The sequence below is a fragment of the Sphingomonas sp. HT-1 genome (genome assembly GCF_048568905.1).
In the GTDB taxonomy this organism is placed as follows: Bacteria; Pseudomonadota; Alphaproteobacteria; order Sphingomonadales; family Sphingomonadaceae; genus Sphingomonas.
The window spans coordinates 231,841-244,418 of record NZ_CP183770.1 but is presented as its reverse complement, the minus strand read 5'-3'; the positions used below and the strand labels follow the sequence as shown (position 1 = coordinate 244,418).

14 protein-coding genes and 1 pseudogene are annotated in these 12,578 nt (G+C 65.3%); 9 read left to right on the top strand and 6 right to left on the bottom strand.

The window, feature by feature from the left end; genetic code table 11:
- Positions 1-37: 37 nt before the first annotated feature.
- From ACNFJ7_RS01255 to ACNFJ7_RS01245, 3 genes are all read left to right on the top strand, one after another.
- Positions 38-984 (top strand): IS630 family transposase gene (locus tag ACNFJ7_RS01255; protein ID WP_152997892.1). Its coding sequence is split into 2 segments (ribosomal slippage): positions 38-374 and positions 374-984, totalling 948 coding nucleotides; the frame shifts between segments, so codons are not numbered across the junction.
- Positions 985-1,030: 46 nt separating this feature from the next.
- Positions 1,031-2,488, top strand: a complete 1,458-nt coding sequence (locus ACNFJ7_RS01250; protein WP_173644869.1) for a S41 family peptidase — start codon at positions 1,031-1,033, stop codon at positions 2,486-2,488.
- Positions 2,489-2,655: 167 nt separating this feature from the next.
- Entirely contained in the window at positions 2,656-3,216 is a 561-nt protein-coding gene (locus ACNFJ7_RS01245; RefSeq protein WP_019370496.1) for a DUF4142 domain-containing protein, read from the top strand.
- Positions 3,217-3,285: 69 nt separating this feature from the next.
- Here the strand turns inward: ACNFJ7_RS01245 and ACNFJ7_RS01240 are convergent, their stop codons facing one another.
- The gene (locus tag ACNFJ7_RS01240; protein WP_152997761.1) at positions 3,286-3,873 is read right to left on the bottom strand and encodes an alpha/beta hydrolase; all 588 of its coding nucleotides are present in this window, start codon (positions 3,871-3,873) and stop codon (positions 3,286-3,288) included.
- Positions 3,874-4,024: 151 nt separating this feature from the next.
- On the opposite strand from ACNFJ7_RS01240, the gene ACNFJ7_RS01235 reads away from it, so the two are divergent.
- A complete protein-coding gene (locus ACNFJ7_RS01235) occupies positions 4,025-4,531 on the top strand; it encodes a DNA-deoxyinosine glycosylase (protein WP_019370498.1) in 507 nt (168 codons plus the stop codon).
- Between the two features lie 83 nt (positions 4,532-4,614).
- Complete coding sequence (locus tag ACNFJ7_RS01230; RefSeq protein WP_019370499.1) at positions 4,615-5,967, top strand: GAF domain-containing sensor histidine kinase; 1,353 nt, start codon at positions 4,615-4,617, stop codon at positions 5,965-5,967.
- Here ACNFJ7_RS01230 and ACNFJ7_RS01225 read toward each other — a convergent pair.
- Positions 5,928-6,407 carry a hypothetical protein gene (locus tag ACNFJ7_RS01225; protein WP_019370500.1) on the bottom strand — a complete coding sequence of 160 codons (480 nt, stop codon included), beginning with the start codon at positions 6,405-6,407 and terminating at the stop codon, positions 5,928-5,930. The two genes, ACNFJ7_RS01230 and ACNFJ7_RS01225, sit on opposite strands and share 40 nt — an antisense overlap.
- A gap of 204 nt (positions 6,408-6,611) precedes the next feature.
- Here ACNFJ7_RS01225 and ACNFJ7_RS01220 point away from each other — a divergent pair, with 204 nt between their 5' ends.
- From ACNFJ7_RS01220 to aat, 3 genes are all read left to right on the top strand, one after another.
- The gene (locus ACNFJ7_RS01220) at positions 6,612-7,001 is read left to right on the top strand and encodes a hypothetical protein (RefSeq protein ID WP_019370501.1); all 390 of its coding nucleotides are present in this window, start codon (positions 6,612-6,614) and stop codon (positions 6,999-7,001) included.
- A gap of 86 nt (positions 7,002-7,087) precedes the next feature.
- Positions 7,088-7,828, top strand: coding sequence for a ParA family protein (locus tag ACNFJ7_RS01215; protein WP_019370502.1), 741 nt, complete (start codon positions 7,088-7,090; stop codon positions 7,826-7,828).
- Positions 7,825-8,550: a leucyl/phenylalanyl-tRNA--protein transferase gene (gene aat, locus ACNFJ7_RS01210; RefSeq protein ID WP_019370503.1), complete on the top strand. Its 726-nt coding sequence runs from the start codon at positions 7,825-7,827 to the stop codon at positions 8,548-8,550. Before ACNFJ7_RS01215 ends, aat begins: the two co-directional genes overlap by 4 nt.
- A 35-nt stretch (positions 8,551-8,585) precedes the next feature.
- Here the strand turns inward: aat and ACNFJ7_RS01205 are convergent.
- From ACNFJ7_RS01205 to ACNFJ7_RS01190, 4 genes and pseudogenes are all read right to left on the bottom strand, one after another.
- Positions 8,586-8,822, bottom strand: a pseudogene (locus ACNFJ7_RS01205) (DUF2155 domain-containing protein); the annotation flags it as partial.
- 194 nt (positions 8,823-9,016) lie between these two features.
- On the bottom strand, positions 9,017-9,409 hold the full coding sequence (locus tag ACNFJ7_RS01200) for an NADH:ubiquinone oxidoreductase subunit NDUFA12 (RefSeq protein ID WP_026009300.1): 393 nt from the start codon (positions 9,407-9,409) through the stop codon (positions 9,017-9,019).
- 50 nt (positions 9,410-9,459) lie between these two features.
- Complete coding sequence (locus tag ACNFJ7_RS01195) at positions 9,460-10,053, bottom strand: cold-shock protein (protein ID WP_019370506.1); 594 nt, start codon at positions 10,051-10,053, stop codon at positions 9,460-9,462.
- Between the two features lie 66 nt (positions 10,054-10,119).
- A complete protein-coding gene (locus ACNFJ7_RS01190) occupies positions 10,120-10,662 on the bottom strand; it encodes a regulatory protein RecX (protein ID WP_082664420.1) in 543 nt (180 codons plus the stop codon).
- A gap of 121 nt (positions 10,663-10,783) precedes the next feature.
- Here ACNFJ7_RS01190 and ACNFJ7_RS01185 point away from each other — a divergent pair, with 121 nt between their 5' ends.
- Positions 10,784-12,550, top strand: coding sequence for a fatty acyl-AMP ligase (locus tag ACNFJ7_RS01185; protein WP_026009301.1), 1,767 nt, complete (start codon positions 10,784-10,786; stop codon positions 12,548-12,550).
- Positions 12,551-12,578: the final 28 nt, after the last annotated feature.

The following is a 12,578-nucleotide window of genomic DNA, read 5'->3' as shown; positions in this document are numbered from 1 at the left end:
GATTCAGAATGCATGCCGGTGAAGGAGTCCGGCATGGATGGGTCATGCTTTGTCGATGGATTTGCGGGTTCGTCTTCTGGCTGTGATTGACGGCGGGCTGAGCTGTCGGGCTGCAGCCGCCCGGTTTGGGGTTGCGCCGTCGACCGCGATCCGCTGGCACGCCCAGCGGCGGGAAACGGGCAATGTTGCCGCCAAGCCGCAAGGCGGAGACATGCGTTCGCGTCGGGTTGAGGAACGGGCAGCTGACATTCTCGCGCTGTGGGAGGCCCGCAAGGACATCTCGCTGGAAGAGCTTCGCCGAGCCTTAGCCAAGAAGGGTCTGGCAGTCTCCGTCGCAGGGCTGCATCGCTTTTTCGCGCGTCGAGGCATGACGCGCAAAAAAAGACTGGCCATGCTGTCGAGCAAGACCGGCCCGACATCCTGAAACAGCGCCGCGACTGGTTCGACGGCCAGGTCGATCTGGAACCGGAACACCTGGTCTTCATCGACGAGACCTGGACCGCCACCAACATGACCCGCAGCCATGGCCGCTGCGCCAGGGGTGAGCGGCTGCGGATGGGATATCCGCATGGCCATCGCAAAACCACCACGCTGGTTGCCGGCCTGCGCATGACCGGCATGGTCGCGCCGATGGTGCTCGACGGCCCGATCAACGGCGACTGGTTCGAAGCCTATGTGGCGCAGGTCCTTGTGCCCACACTGCGCCCCGGCGACATCGTCATCATGGACAATCTGTCGAGCCACAAGCGACCGGCGGTCCAGCATCGGATCGAGGCGGCAGGCGCAACGCTGCGCTTCCTCCCGCCCTACAGCCCTGACTTCAACCCGATCGAAAAGGCCTTTGCACGCCTCAAGGCCATGCTGCGAAAAGCCGGCGAGCGCACTGTCAGCGGCCTGTGGAACCGCATCGGCGCGCTCGTCGACATCTTCCAGCCCAGCGAATGCGCCAACTACTTCAGTTCCTGCGGATATGATCCAGATTGATCGGAAAACGCTCTAGCCTGGCGACCGGATAGTGGGGGTCTGCGTAATGTCCGCGAGGCGTTCGGGAGTATCGGTGCTGGTGATGGCTGCGCTGCTGGCGGGATGCGGCGGCGGTGGCAGCGGCGGAGGCACCGGAACGGTGGTGCAGCCCGCCAGCCCGACGCCGACGCCTACGCCCACGGCAACCCCCACCCCCACCAGCAGCTGTTCGCTGCGCAGCCGCCAGGATTGGGTGCTGGCGACGATGCGGGAGTGGTATCTGTTCCCCGAAACGCTACCGGCGACGCTCGATCCATCGGGCTACAGTTCGCCCGATGCCTATCTCGATGCGCTCACCGCCACTGCGCGCGCTCAGGGGCGTGACCGCTATTTCAGCTATCTCACCTCGATCGCCGAGGAGAACGCCTATTACAATTCGGGATCGAGCGCGGGCTTCGGCTTCCGCCTCGCCACCGACGGCACCTCGACAATCACCGTGGCTGAGAGCTTTGAAGGCGCCAACGCACTCCAGGCGGGCGTCGATCGCGGCACTCGGATTCTCGCGATCGGGACCAGCGCCGGCAATCTGCGCGACGTAAGCAGCATCATTGCGAGCCAAGGGCTGAACGGCATCACCGATGCGCTCGGCCCCGACACCAGCGGCACCAGCCGCGTGCTACGCGTTCAGGCTGTGGATGGCAGCGAACGGATCGTAACGCTTACCAAGAGCGAATACAGCCTGCCCCCGGTTTCCAGCCGCTACGGGGCCCAGATCCTGACAGATCCGAACGGCGGCGGGCGTGTCGGCTACATCAACCTGCGCACCTTCATCAGCACCGCGGATCCGGCGCTGCGCAACGCATTTGCCAGCTTCAAGGCACAGGGCATCACCAATCTGATCGTCGATCTGCGCTACAATGGCGGCGGTCTCGTCTCGATCGCGGAACTGTTCGGCGATCTGCTGGGCGGCGCGCGCAGCCGCACCGATGTGTTCAGCTACACCAGCTTCCGCCCCGAAAAGTCTGCCTATGACGAGACCGACTATTTCGGCCCCCAGCCGGAAGCCATCACCCCGGCGCGGATCGCCTTTATCGGCACGAGCGGCACCGCCTCGGCGAGCGAGTTGGTGATCAACGCCATGCTCCCCTATTTCCGCGCTAATATCGCGCTGATCGGCACCAACACCTATGGCAAGCCGGTGGGCCAGGTGGCGATCGACCGCGCGGCCTGCGACGATCGGTTGCGGGTGGTCGCCTTCGCCACCCAGAACGCCAACCGCCAGGGTGCCTATTTCACCGGGCTGGCCAACACGCTGGAGGCGAGCTGCAGCGCCACCGACGATCTGTCGCGCCCGCTGGGCGATGTCGGCGAGGCGTCGGTAAAAGCAGGCTTGGACTTCGTTGCCGGGCGCAGTTGCAGCCGAATCGGCGGCATCGGCGTGGCAAGCATCGCGCGCCCGTCCCGCACGCTGCTCGCCCCCGATCGGCCGACGACGATCCAGCGCGAAGTGCCTGGCATCTTCTGAGTCGCGCAGGTCCGGTCGATAGAATCGGCACCGATAAGGGCATGAACAACACGCGGAACACGCCTTCACAGCTTCGAATTAATCCGGATCAACTTCTAGTAATACCAAGACAACCTGCAACCATTGCCAAGTCCGTCTGTTCTGCACACCATCACGAGGAGGACGGCATGAAGGCGATCATCTTTGGCGGCGCGTTCGCGTCGCTTGCATTTACGGCTGCCACCGGCGCAGGCGCACCTATCCAAATGGCGGCGACTGGCCAGGATATGGCACAGGCAGGGCCGCAGACCGGCGCTGCGCCCAAGGAAGCAATTCCCTATGCCAAGATGGCAGGCGCAAGCGACTTGTACGAAATCCAGTCGTCACGGCTCGCGCAGCAGCGAGGTTCTAACGCTGCGGTACGTCAGTTCGGTCAGATGATGATCGAGCACCATACGATGACCACGCAGCAGCTTACCAGCGCCGCGCGTGCCGCGGGTGTTACCCCGCCCCCGCCCGCGCTCCAGCCGCGCCAGCAGAAGATGATCGACGAGCTGCGGGGCTTGAACGGCGCCCAATTCGACGCCGCCTATCTGCGCCAGCAGCGCATGGCACATCAGGAAGCCTTGGCGCTGCATTCGGGCTATGCCGAAAATGGCGACACGCCAGCGCTGCGCAAGGTAGCCTCCGCCGCGGTGCCGATCGTCCAACGTCATATCGACCAGCTGGCAAATCTGCCGCGCAACTGATTGGTGCTCGGGCCAGGGCGGTTCGTCCTGGCCCAGCGTTTCTCAAGCCCCTGCGCCTGCAACGTGCAATTACCGCTGCGGCGGATCGAGCACGGCGGCCAGAGCGTAGGCGGCCTGCGCGCGGCGTTCGACGACGCCCGCCGTCATCCGCATCACAAACTCGCGCGCGCCCTGCCAGCGCGACGGCGCCTCGCCGCGCGACGCGGCGTCGACCATCCCACCCCATTCCAGCGCAAGATCCTGCGCGCGGCGGACCGCCTCGCCATCGGCACGCTCGCCGCTCAACAGCAGCGACGGAAACGGCAATCGGGTGCGGGGCGATGCGAACAGCGCAGCACTTGCCCCATCGGCCTCAAGCGGATCGACGAACAGCGCACCTGCGACGCGATCGATATAGTCGCGTGGCGAAAGCCGTGCCCACCAGGTCGCCGCGAAACAGCTTCGCCCGCTCGCCACCAAAAGCACGGGTCGCTGGGCGCCCATCACGGCATGGTCCAGCTTGGCGGCCCACAGGCTGCGCTGCCGCCCGGCATCGGCCGGATCATCGAGATGCGCGCCCAACTCCCCCATGCCCAGCAGGGACTGGAGGATGCCGCTCGTGCGGCTGCCGGTCGTGACGATCGAGAAGAAATCGTTGGGGGTCGTTGCCAGTGCCACGGCGTTGCTCCCGAGTCGATGTTGGTCGATGCTATATCCTATCTGAATCGTCGACAATCGACTTCGATCCTGTTCCATGTGCTCGTCGCAGCCACGCCTCTGCAGGCCGCCGCTCGACCGCACGGCTGCGCTCTGCAAAGAGCATCGGGTGATGACGATGCGCAAATCCAGCTTCCCGCCGGTGGTCGATCGCGACGTTCGGCTGCTCGTGCTCGGGTCGTTACCCGGCGAGCGCTCGCTAGCCGCGCGGCACTATTATGCCCATCCGCAGAACCAGTTCTGGCAGCTGATTTCGCCCGCGGCCGGGCGCGACTTGGTGCCCCTACCCTACGCCGATCGACTACAGGCGCTGCTCGCCGCCCATATCGGCCTGTGGGATGTCGTGGCGAGCGCCGAGCGTCCCGGAAGCACCGATGCCGCGCTTCGCAATGTCGAGCCGCACGATATCGCTGCGCTTGCCGCCAGCCTTCCGGATCTCCGCGCCATCGCGTTCAATGGTGCCACCGCCTATCGGCACGGCATCCGACAGCTCGTTGCGACATCACAAAGCTGGACAGTGATTGCGCTGCCTTCCTCCAGCCCGCTCCACACCATCGGCGTCGCGCGAAAGCTGCCCGAATGGCAGCGCTTGGCCTGCCTCTTAGAGGGTGCGCGGTAGGACCAATATGAAACTCAGTAGCAATACCTAATAGGGCATGGTTTCTGCACACCATAGCATGTGCGAAAGGGCGCATCAGCACCATGTCGAGCGAGGAAGGGACCGTTCCAGAACGGAAACATGGGTCCGGCGCCAGTGCGCCGGCAGACCCGAGCCAGCGCGCGCTCTCCGATCTCCTCGTCACCACCACCGATCTGCTGCTGCAGGCGCCGGCGCTCGCGCCCGCCCTGGCGCAGGTGTTTCAGGGCATTCGCGCGCCGCTCGGCATCGATCTGTTCATCCATCACGAATTCAACGAAGAGACCCGCGATCTCGGGCTGGTAACCCATGGCGGCCTGAACCATGAGGAAGCGGTGGTCGGCGCGTCGGTGCGGCTGCGTCCCGGTCAGTCGACCTCAGGCACGGCGGCGCAGCGCGGCGAGATGGTGGTGGTCAGCGATGTCCCGCATTCGCAGGATCCGGGCCATTACTTCCTGCGTCTGCTGCGACTGAACAGCTTCGTCGCGGTGCCGCTCTCGCATGCCGGGAAGCTGCTCGGCACGCTAGGCTTCGGCCGGCGTGACACGGCGCCGTTCAGCGAGGCGGAAACGGGCTTTCTCCAGGCAGTGTCGCGCTATGTCGCGCTCGCCGATTACCGCATCCGGATGGATCAGGAACTGCACAGCCGGATGCAGGAACGCGACCGCGTCGTCGCCGAACGGCTGGAAATCGAGCGGCAGATGGCCGCGCGAGCCCGGGCGGGGGCGCTGGGATCGATCGCCGCCGCGATCGCGCATGAACTGAACCAGCCGCTGTCGGCCGCGGCCAATTTCATGGCGGCGCTGCGCCTGTCCCCGAATAGTGACGAACGCACGCTGGCGATCACCCGCTCCGCCGAGGAACAGCTGCACCGAGCCGGCAACATCATTCGCCGCATCCGGCACATGGCCCGGCAGACGGATTTCGTGTTCCAGATGCACGACCTTAGCGGCGTCATCGATGAAGCGCTTGATGCCGCGCGCTCGGCTGCCTCGCAGCGCCTGCCGCCGATCGCCATTCAGATCGCACCTGACGCAACCCGAGCCTGTTTCGATGCGGAGCAGATCGTTCAGGCGCTCGCCAACGTCGTCGGCGCTGCCGCCGATGCCTGCATTCATTGCCAGGGTGGGCGGATCCGAGTCTCCACGGCAGCGCTGCCCGGCGGCGAAGTCGATGTGGGCGTAACGGTTACCGGTGTTGCCGCCGATCCCGAAGGTGAAGCGACGCGCTTCAACCTGAAGAACGATGCCGGCTCCACCGTCGGGCCCAGCATCGGCCTGCCGATTGCCATGCACCTGGTGGAGGAACATGGCGGCCGCCTCTGGCTTTCGCGCTCCGAGGACGGCGGCACCACCATCCACGTCACGCTGCCGCCCAATCACCCGCCGCCCGACATCGCCTCATTGTACAAGTCGTAGCGGATCTGCTCGATCGGCAGCGGCGACGCACAGCCAGCATAGCTGCGCGCCCCGATCGTGAGCGTCGCGGACAAAGGCGAGGCCCTGTCTCCCTCGTCGCAGCGTTCTGGGCGAAGGGTGATGACCACCTTTTCGCCATCCGGCGTCTGCGTCGGATAGGATGCCTGGCCGTCCGCCATGCGGGGCGATACCGGGTAGAAGGGAATCGGCGTCGCGTCCTTGGGGCGATAGAGGATGCGGCCGGGGGCCAGATCCATCGACCAGCCGCTGCCCTCGCGATCCTCGAGCCGCAGCGGCTTGGACAGGTCGATCGTCCCCAGCATCGGCCCTGTCCGTATCGCCGGTTCCTGTGCGTTGCCGTCCTCTTTCGGCGGCTCGCCGCCACAGCCTGCAAGCAGCGCCAGGGGGAGCAGGGCCAGCACTGATCCGCGAACCGACATGCAATCTCTCCTCGCGCCCCTCCTGCGCGGGCCGCTCGCACGGGTCAAGCACAGGCGCGCCCGAACGGCACCGCTTGCGGCGGTTCCGGACTTGCGAATCCGGTCCGGATTCCGTTCATTGCGCTGCATCGCACAAGTACGTGCCGGTCCGTGCCGGATTTCCGCTTGACGATTCTTCCCCGCCCAAGGAAAAGCCCGAACGCTATGAAAAAACCCTCCCCGTTAGTCCTCTCCGTCGTCGCGACGCTTGCGCTCGCAGCATGTAACAACAAGCCGGAAGTGGTCGACGCTCGCTCGCCCGATCCGATGGCTTCGCAACTTGCGAACGCAGCCCCGGTGGAACCGCCGCCCTCGATCGAGAGCACGGTCTCGTTCCGCTGCCAGCCGGGCAACACGCTGCTGTTCGTCGATTTCTTCAAGGGCGGCAAAATGGCCGCGCTGCGCGAGGAAAAGGGCTCGATGAAGTCCGTCCTGCTCAAAGCGCCCGAAGCCGGCCAGGCCTATGTCGCCGAAGGTGGCTACAAGCTCGAAGGCACCGCCAAGGCCGCCAAGATCACGCTGGCCAACGGCACGGTCCACACCTGCAAGGCCTGAGGCCCAAGCAAATTCACAAGAACCGGCCCGGTGGGAATTCTCACCGGGCCTTTTTAATGCCAGCTTGGGGTGACAGGAGAAGCGGCATGGCGACCATCGCGATCTACAGCCTCAAAGGGGGCGTGGGGAAGACCACGCTGGCCGTGAATCTCGCCTGGTGTGCGGCCGCCCGTTCTGCGCGACGAACCTTGCTGTGGGATCTGGACCCGCAGGCGGCGTCCACCTTCCTGCTGGGCGGAGACTCGGCGGGGCGGCACCCGGCGCAGTCGATCTTCTCCAAGGACGTCGCCGCTGCGCGTCTGATCCGGCGCACGGCGTTCGAGCGTCTGGAGTTGCTGCCCGCCGACACGTCGCTGCGCGGCCTCGACCATCTGTTCCATGCGCTCGACAAGAAGAAGCGGCTGAGCAAGCTGCTCGACGATCTTTCCGAGGACTATGATAGAATCCTGCTCGATTGCCCCCCAGGGCTGACCGACACGAGCGAGCAGGTGATCCGCGCCGCCGATCTGATCGTGGTGCCGGTCGTGCCGTCGCCCCTGTCGCGCCGGGCCTTTGACGAGGTCGCCACCCATCTGGTGCAACGCGGCGCCAAGGTGCCGTTGATGCCGGTGCACGCAATGGTCGACCGCCGCCGCAAGCTCCACCTGGAAGCGTTGGCGCAGGATGCCGACTGGCCGGTGATCCCCATGGCCAGCCAGATCGAAGCGGTGGCGGTGCGGCGCTCGCCGATCGGCACCTTCGCGCCGCGGAGCGAGGGCGCGCGTGCCTTCGCCAATTTGTGGCAGACGATCGAACGCGCGATCGTGCCGGGCATTCAGGCGGCATGACCCATCGCCGGCGCCCCGAGCAGGAGATCGATCCTTCGCTCGTGCTGCGCGCCTATGCCATGGGCGTGTTCCCGATGGCCGATCATCGCACGGATCCGAGCGTCTATTGGGTCGAGCCGAAGATGCGCGGCATCCTGCCGCTGGACCGGTTCCACCTCGCCCGCTCGCTGCGCAAAACCATTGCTGCCGATCGATTTGAGGTAACCGTCGACCGCGACTTTGGCGGCGTCATCCGCCTGTGCGCGGAATCGGCGCCGGATCGTCCGGAAACCTGGATCAACGGCCCGATCGAGCGTGTGTTCGTAGCGCTGCACCGGCAGGGCCACGCCCACTCGATCGAATGCTGGCAGCACGGCGAGTTGGTGGGTGGGCTGTACGGCCTCGCCCTCGGCCGCGCATTTTTCGGGGAATCGATGGTCACACGGGTGCGCGATGCCTCGAAAGTCGCCTTCGCCCATCTGGTGGCCCGCCTGCAAGCGGGCGGCTTCCAGTTGCTCGATTGCCAGTTCATCACCGATCACCTGGCATCGCTGGGCGCGATCGAGGTGCCGCGCGACGCCTATATCGCGTTGCTGGGCGAGGCGCTGGGGGATTCGTCCGGCGTCGGCGGCGCTGCCTCCGGCGATTTCTTCGCGCTCGACGGGGCGGCGGACGATGCGGGTACGGTATCGGGCCCGCTCTCGCGGAAGGTCATCGCACAGCTTTTAGGCCAGATGTCGTAAACCGGGTGCTGGACGGCGTTGAGCGCCGGCTGTTCCTTGTACAGCCATCCGGAAAAGACGCGGTGCCACGCCTTGTCCTCGCGCAGCACGTCCATCTGCACGAACGCGCCAGTCAGCCGATCCGCTTCCCACGGCGCCGTCCGCTCGCAGGCGCGCAGCCGCAGCGTGATCTTGCCATCGATGCGAACCGCTTGGCCCGGCTTCAGCGTCACGTCGCGGGCTACGCCGTTGCGCTTGTTGAGCACGCCGATCACGGCAACGCGTTCGCGCATCGGCGTCGCCGCGGCATCGGCGGTCGCCGCATCAGGGCCGATCGACACCACTTCGGCGCCTTGGGCATCGTTTCCTGCGGCGCCGGTAATCACCAGCGCGTCACCAGCATTGTCCCCGCCAGTGGCGCCGTTGCCGCTACCGCCTTGCGAGCAGCCAGCCATAAGGGCGAGCGCGATCAGCGCCGCCGCGGCCTTCATGCGTCGGGCGTCCACGCCTCGTAGTCGCCGGTTGCGCGCACGCGCTGGCCACCCTTTTCGAGCGCGCCGGGCGGACGATAGGCAAGCTCGGTGCCCGTCTGATTCGGCACCCAGGGCTTTTCCCACTCACGCACCGGCGGCAACGCCTCATCGGGCGCGCCGTCGATCTGGTGGTGCAGCCAGCTGAACCATTCCGGCGGAATGCGGCTGGCGTCGTTGGACCCCTTGTAGATCACCCAGCGGCGCGGAATGCCGTTGGGATCACGTCCGCCCTCGAAATAGAGGTTGCCGAGCGAATCCTCGCCGATGCGCTTCTTACCGCGCAATCCCATGCGAGTGCCGAACGTGGCGCCGTTCCACCAGGTGAAGATCGGAAAAGGAAGTCCCATGGGCCGGTTCGATACCGCCAAGCGCGCGCTTCGGCAAGGTTCCGATGCGATCATTCGAGAATGCGGGGCTGCTCCACGGCGACTGCCAGCGGGCCCTTTTCACCGGCCACGATTCGCGCGCGCAGCGGCTGTCCAGGCTCGACTTCCTCAATGCCCGCGCGGCGCAGCGTTTCCATATGCACGAAGATGTCCGTGCTCTCGCCCGATCGGACCAGGAAGCCATAGCCCTTCAGGCGATTGAACCACTTGACCGCCACAGGTTCGAACGGCCCGGCATCGTCGATCAGCTTCAATCGCTCGATCCGGTCTCCGCCGCGCTTCACCGGCTCTACGGCCTCGCTGAGATCGATCGAAACAACGCTACGCGCCTGAAGTCCTCGTTGGCGCTGCACGGCAACGCATTCCAGCCGCGCGCCTTCGGGCAAGCTGCGGCGGCCATGTTCCTGCAATACCGAAAAATGAATTAGAATGTCCCCAACCGAGGGGTCATCAGCGACCATGAAGCCGAAGCCCCGCGTTACGTCGAACCATTTGACAACGCCGCAATACAGACTCCCGTCGCTCTGGGAGTCTTCATGGAACCGGACTTCCCCGCTCGCGTCGCCCGGATAGTGATCAGAATCCAGCTGTTGCTCAGCACGCATTATCGTTATCCCCCAAGCCAGCAACATTAACACAGAGTTACCAAAAAGGGGAATGGCTTTGTGTGATTAGGCCTGTCCCGCTTCGAGCAACCTTGCCGGATCCTCCCCCGGCAGCATGTTCAATATTCTAAGCGCAATCTGCGGCGAATGACCCGCCCGTAAAAATGCGGAAAGCTGCTTGTGTTTCAGCTCTCGATCGGCGGGCTCGGCGGCATAAGGCCCCAGTCGGCGCCTGCGGGCGAAGGTGATCGCGCTGGCCACTGCATCCGCCTCGATCGCTTCGGCCAGGTCTTCGGCGTCGTCACTGGCGATCCCATCCTGGCGTAGCGCCATGCTGACGCGCCGCGCACCCAAGCCACGCCGGGCCATGCTGCGCACCCGCGCTTCGGCGAACAGCCGATCGTCGACATAGCCCCGCGCTGCCATGCGTTCCGCGATATCGGCGGGGTCCGGACCGGCATCGCCGCTCCAGCCGCGCTCGCGGATCTTGCGGTCCAGATAGGCCGCGAGCTTGCCGCGGCTGGTGGCGAAACGCTCGACATAGCGCAGGGCAAGCCGCTCGAGGCTGCCGGCATCCAGCGGCGGTTTGGCACGGGGGGTGTGGGGCATACGCCTTGATTGTGCCACACTGCCAACCGATTTTGAACGATAGCGTGTAGCAGAGCCCGTGCGGAAAACTGCGTTGTGGGGGCACAACGAACTGCTACCTCACAGGGGCACGAGACAAAGAATGACATTGGACGAAACGGGATCGCTCGAAACAGTGGACATGGCAACGCTTACGCCTACACCCACGGAAGACCGTCTCCCGCGCCGTTTCGCTGACTTCGAAACGCTGGGTGACGCGCTTGATTATGCCGCGCAGGGTGTTCGTGGACTCAATTTCCACGATGCGCGCGGCAAGCTGGTACAGGCTTATGGCTTTGTTGAGCTGCGTCGCGACGCGCTCGAACAAGCGCGGCGCCTGATCGCGGCCGGCATCCGGCCGCAGGATCGCATTGCGTTGATCGCGGAGACTGGCCCCGAATTCGCAGCCCTGTTCTTCGGGGTGATCTATGCTGGTGCCTGGCCGGTGCCACTGCCGCTGCCGACCAGCTTTGGCGGCGCGCAATCCTATATCGATCAGTTGCGCGTACAGCTGGAAAGCTGCGATCCGGCACTGCTGATCTACCCGCCGGAAATCGGCGCGATGTGCGCCGAATCCGCGCGCCTGACCGGTGTCGACGCAACGGACTGGTCGACGTTTTCGCAGCGCGCCGCGCCGGAGGCCGAACTGCCCCGCGCGAACACGGACGATATCGCCTATCTGCAATATTCGAGCGGCTCCACGCGCTTTCCGCACGGCGTGGCGATCACGCACCACGCGCTGCTCAACAACCTGGCAGCGCACAGCCATGGCATGAAGCTGATCGCAACCGATCGCTGCGTTTCCTGGCTGCCCTGGTATCACGACATGGGCCTGGTCGGCTGCTTCCTGTCGCCCGTCGCGAACCAGGTATCGACCGATTATCTGAAGACCGAGGATTTCGCGCGGCGCCCGCTCGCCTGGCTGGACATGATCAGCCGCAATGCGGGTACCACCCTCTCCTATTCGCCCACCTTCGGCTACGATATCTGCGCCCGTCGCATGTCCAGCCAGACCAAGGCGAGCGAGCGGTTCGATCTCAGCCGCTGGCGTGTCGCCGGCAATGGCGCGGACATGATCCGTCCGGACGTGATGCAGCGCTTCGTCGACGCGTTCGCGGATGCCGGCTTTAACGCCACGGCGTTCCTGCCGAGCTATGGCCTCGCGGAAGCGACGCTGGCGGTATCGATCATGCCGCCGGGCGAAGGCATCGTCGTCGAATTGGTCGAAGAGACGCAGCTTTCCGGCGGCACTGCCCGTGCCGATCGCCCGCAGCGCTACCGCGCCGTCGTCAATTGCGGCAAGCCGGTGCGCGACATGGCTGTCGAGATTCGCGAAGAAGACGGCACGCCCCTGCCCGAAAAGGCGATCGGCAAGGTGTGGTGCAAGGGTCCGTCCGTCATGGTCGGCTATTTCCGGGACGAAGCGGCGACGGACGCCTGCATGGCGGATGGCTGGCTGGATACCGGCGACATGGGCTATATGTCCGATGGCTATATCTACATCGTCGGCCGCGCCAAGGACATGATCATCGTCAACGGCAAGAACCACTGGCCGCAGGACATCGAATGGGCGGTGGAACAGTTGCCCGGCTTCAAGCAGGGTGACATCGCCGCCTTCTCGATCACCACGCCGGGCGGTGAGGAAACGCCGGCCGTGCTCGTGCAATGCCGCACGTCCGACGAGCAGGAGCGACTGCGCCTGCGCGACGAGATCCGCGAGCGAGTGCGCTCGGTCACCGGCATGAACTGCGTGGTCGAACTGGTACCGCCGCGCACCCTGCCGCGGACCAGCTCGGGCAAGCTCAGCCGAGCCAAGGCCCGCAACCTTTATCTGAACGGCGAAATCAAGCCCTACGCGGTAGCGGCCTGAACTCCTGTCCCCCGGGCGCACCGGGGGA

Coding starts and splice junctions, on each gene's coding strand:
- ACNFJ7_RS01250 (WP_173644869.1), top strand. CDS start 1,031: ATGTCCGCGAGGCGTTCGGGAGTATCGGTGCTGGTGATGGCTGCGCTG.
- ACNFJ7_RS01245 (WP_019370496.1), top strand. CDS start 2,656: ATGAAGGCGATCATCTTTGGCGGCGCGTTCGCGTCGCTTGCATTTACG.
- ACNFJ7_RS01235 (WP_019370498.1), top strand. CDS start 4,025: ATGACGATGCGCAAATCCAGCTTCCCGCCGGTGGTCGATCGCGACGTT.
- ACNFJ7_RS01230 (WP_019370499.1), top strand. CDS start 4,615: ATGTCGAGCGAGGAAGGGACCGTTCCAGAACGGAAACATGGGTCCGGC.
- ACNFJ7_RS01225 (WP_019370500.1), bottom strand. CDS start 6,407: ATGTCGGTTCGCGGATCAGTGCTGGCCCTGCTCCCCCTGGCGCTGCTT.
- ACNFJ7_RS01220 (WP_019370501.1), top strand. CDS start 6,612: ATGAAAAAACCCTCCCCGTTAGTCCTCTCCGTCGTCGCGACGCTTGCG.
- ACNFJ7_RS01215 (WP_019370502.1), top strand. CDS start 7,088: ATGGCGACCATCGCGATCTACAGCCTCAAAGGGGGCGTGGGGAAGACC.
- aat (WP_019370503.1), top strand. CDS start 7,825: ATGACCCATCGCCGGCGCCCCGAGCAGGAGATCGATCCTTCGCTCGTG.
- ACNFJ7_RS01200 (WP_026009300.1), bottom strand. CDS start 9,409: ATGGGACTTCCTTTTCCGATCTTCACCTGGTGGAACGGCGCCACGTTC.
- ACNFJ7_RS01195 (WP_019370506.1), bottom strand. CDS start 10,053: ATGCGTGCTGAGCAACAGCTGGATTCTGATCACTATCCGGGCGACGCG.
- ACNFJ7_RS01190 (WP_082664420.1), bottom strand. CDS start 10,662: ATGCCCCACACCCCCCGTGCCAAACCGCCGCTGGATGCCGGCAGCCTC.
- ACNFJ7_RS01185 (WP_026009301.1), top strand. CDS start 10,784: ATGACATTGGACGAAACGGGATCGCTCGAAACAGTGGACATGGCAACG.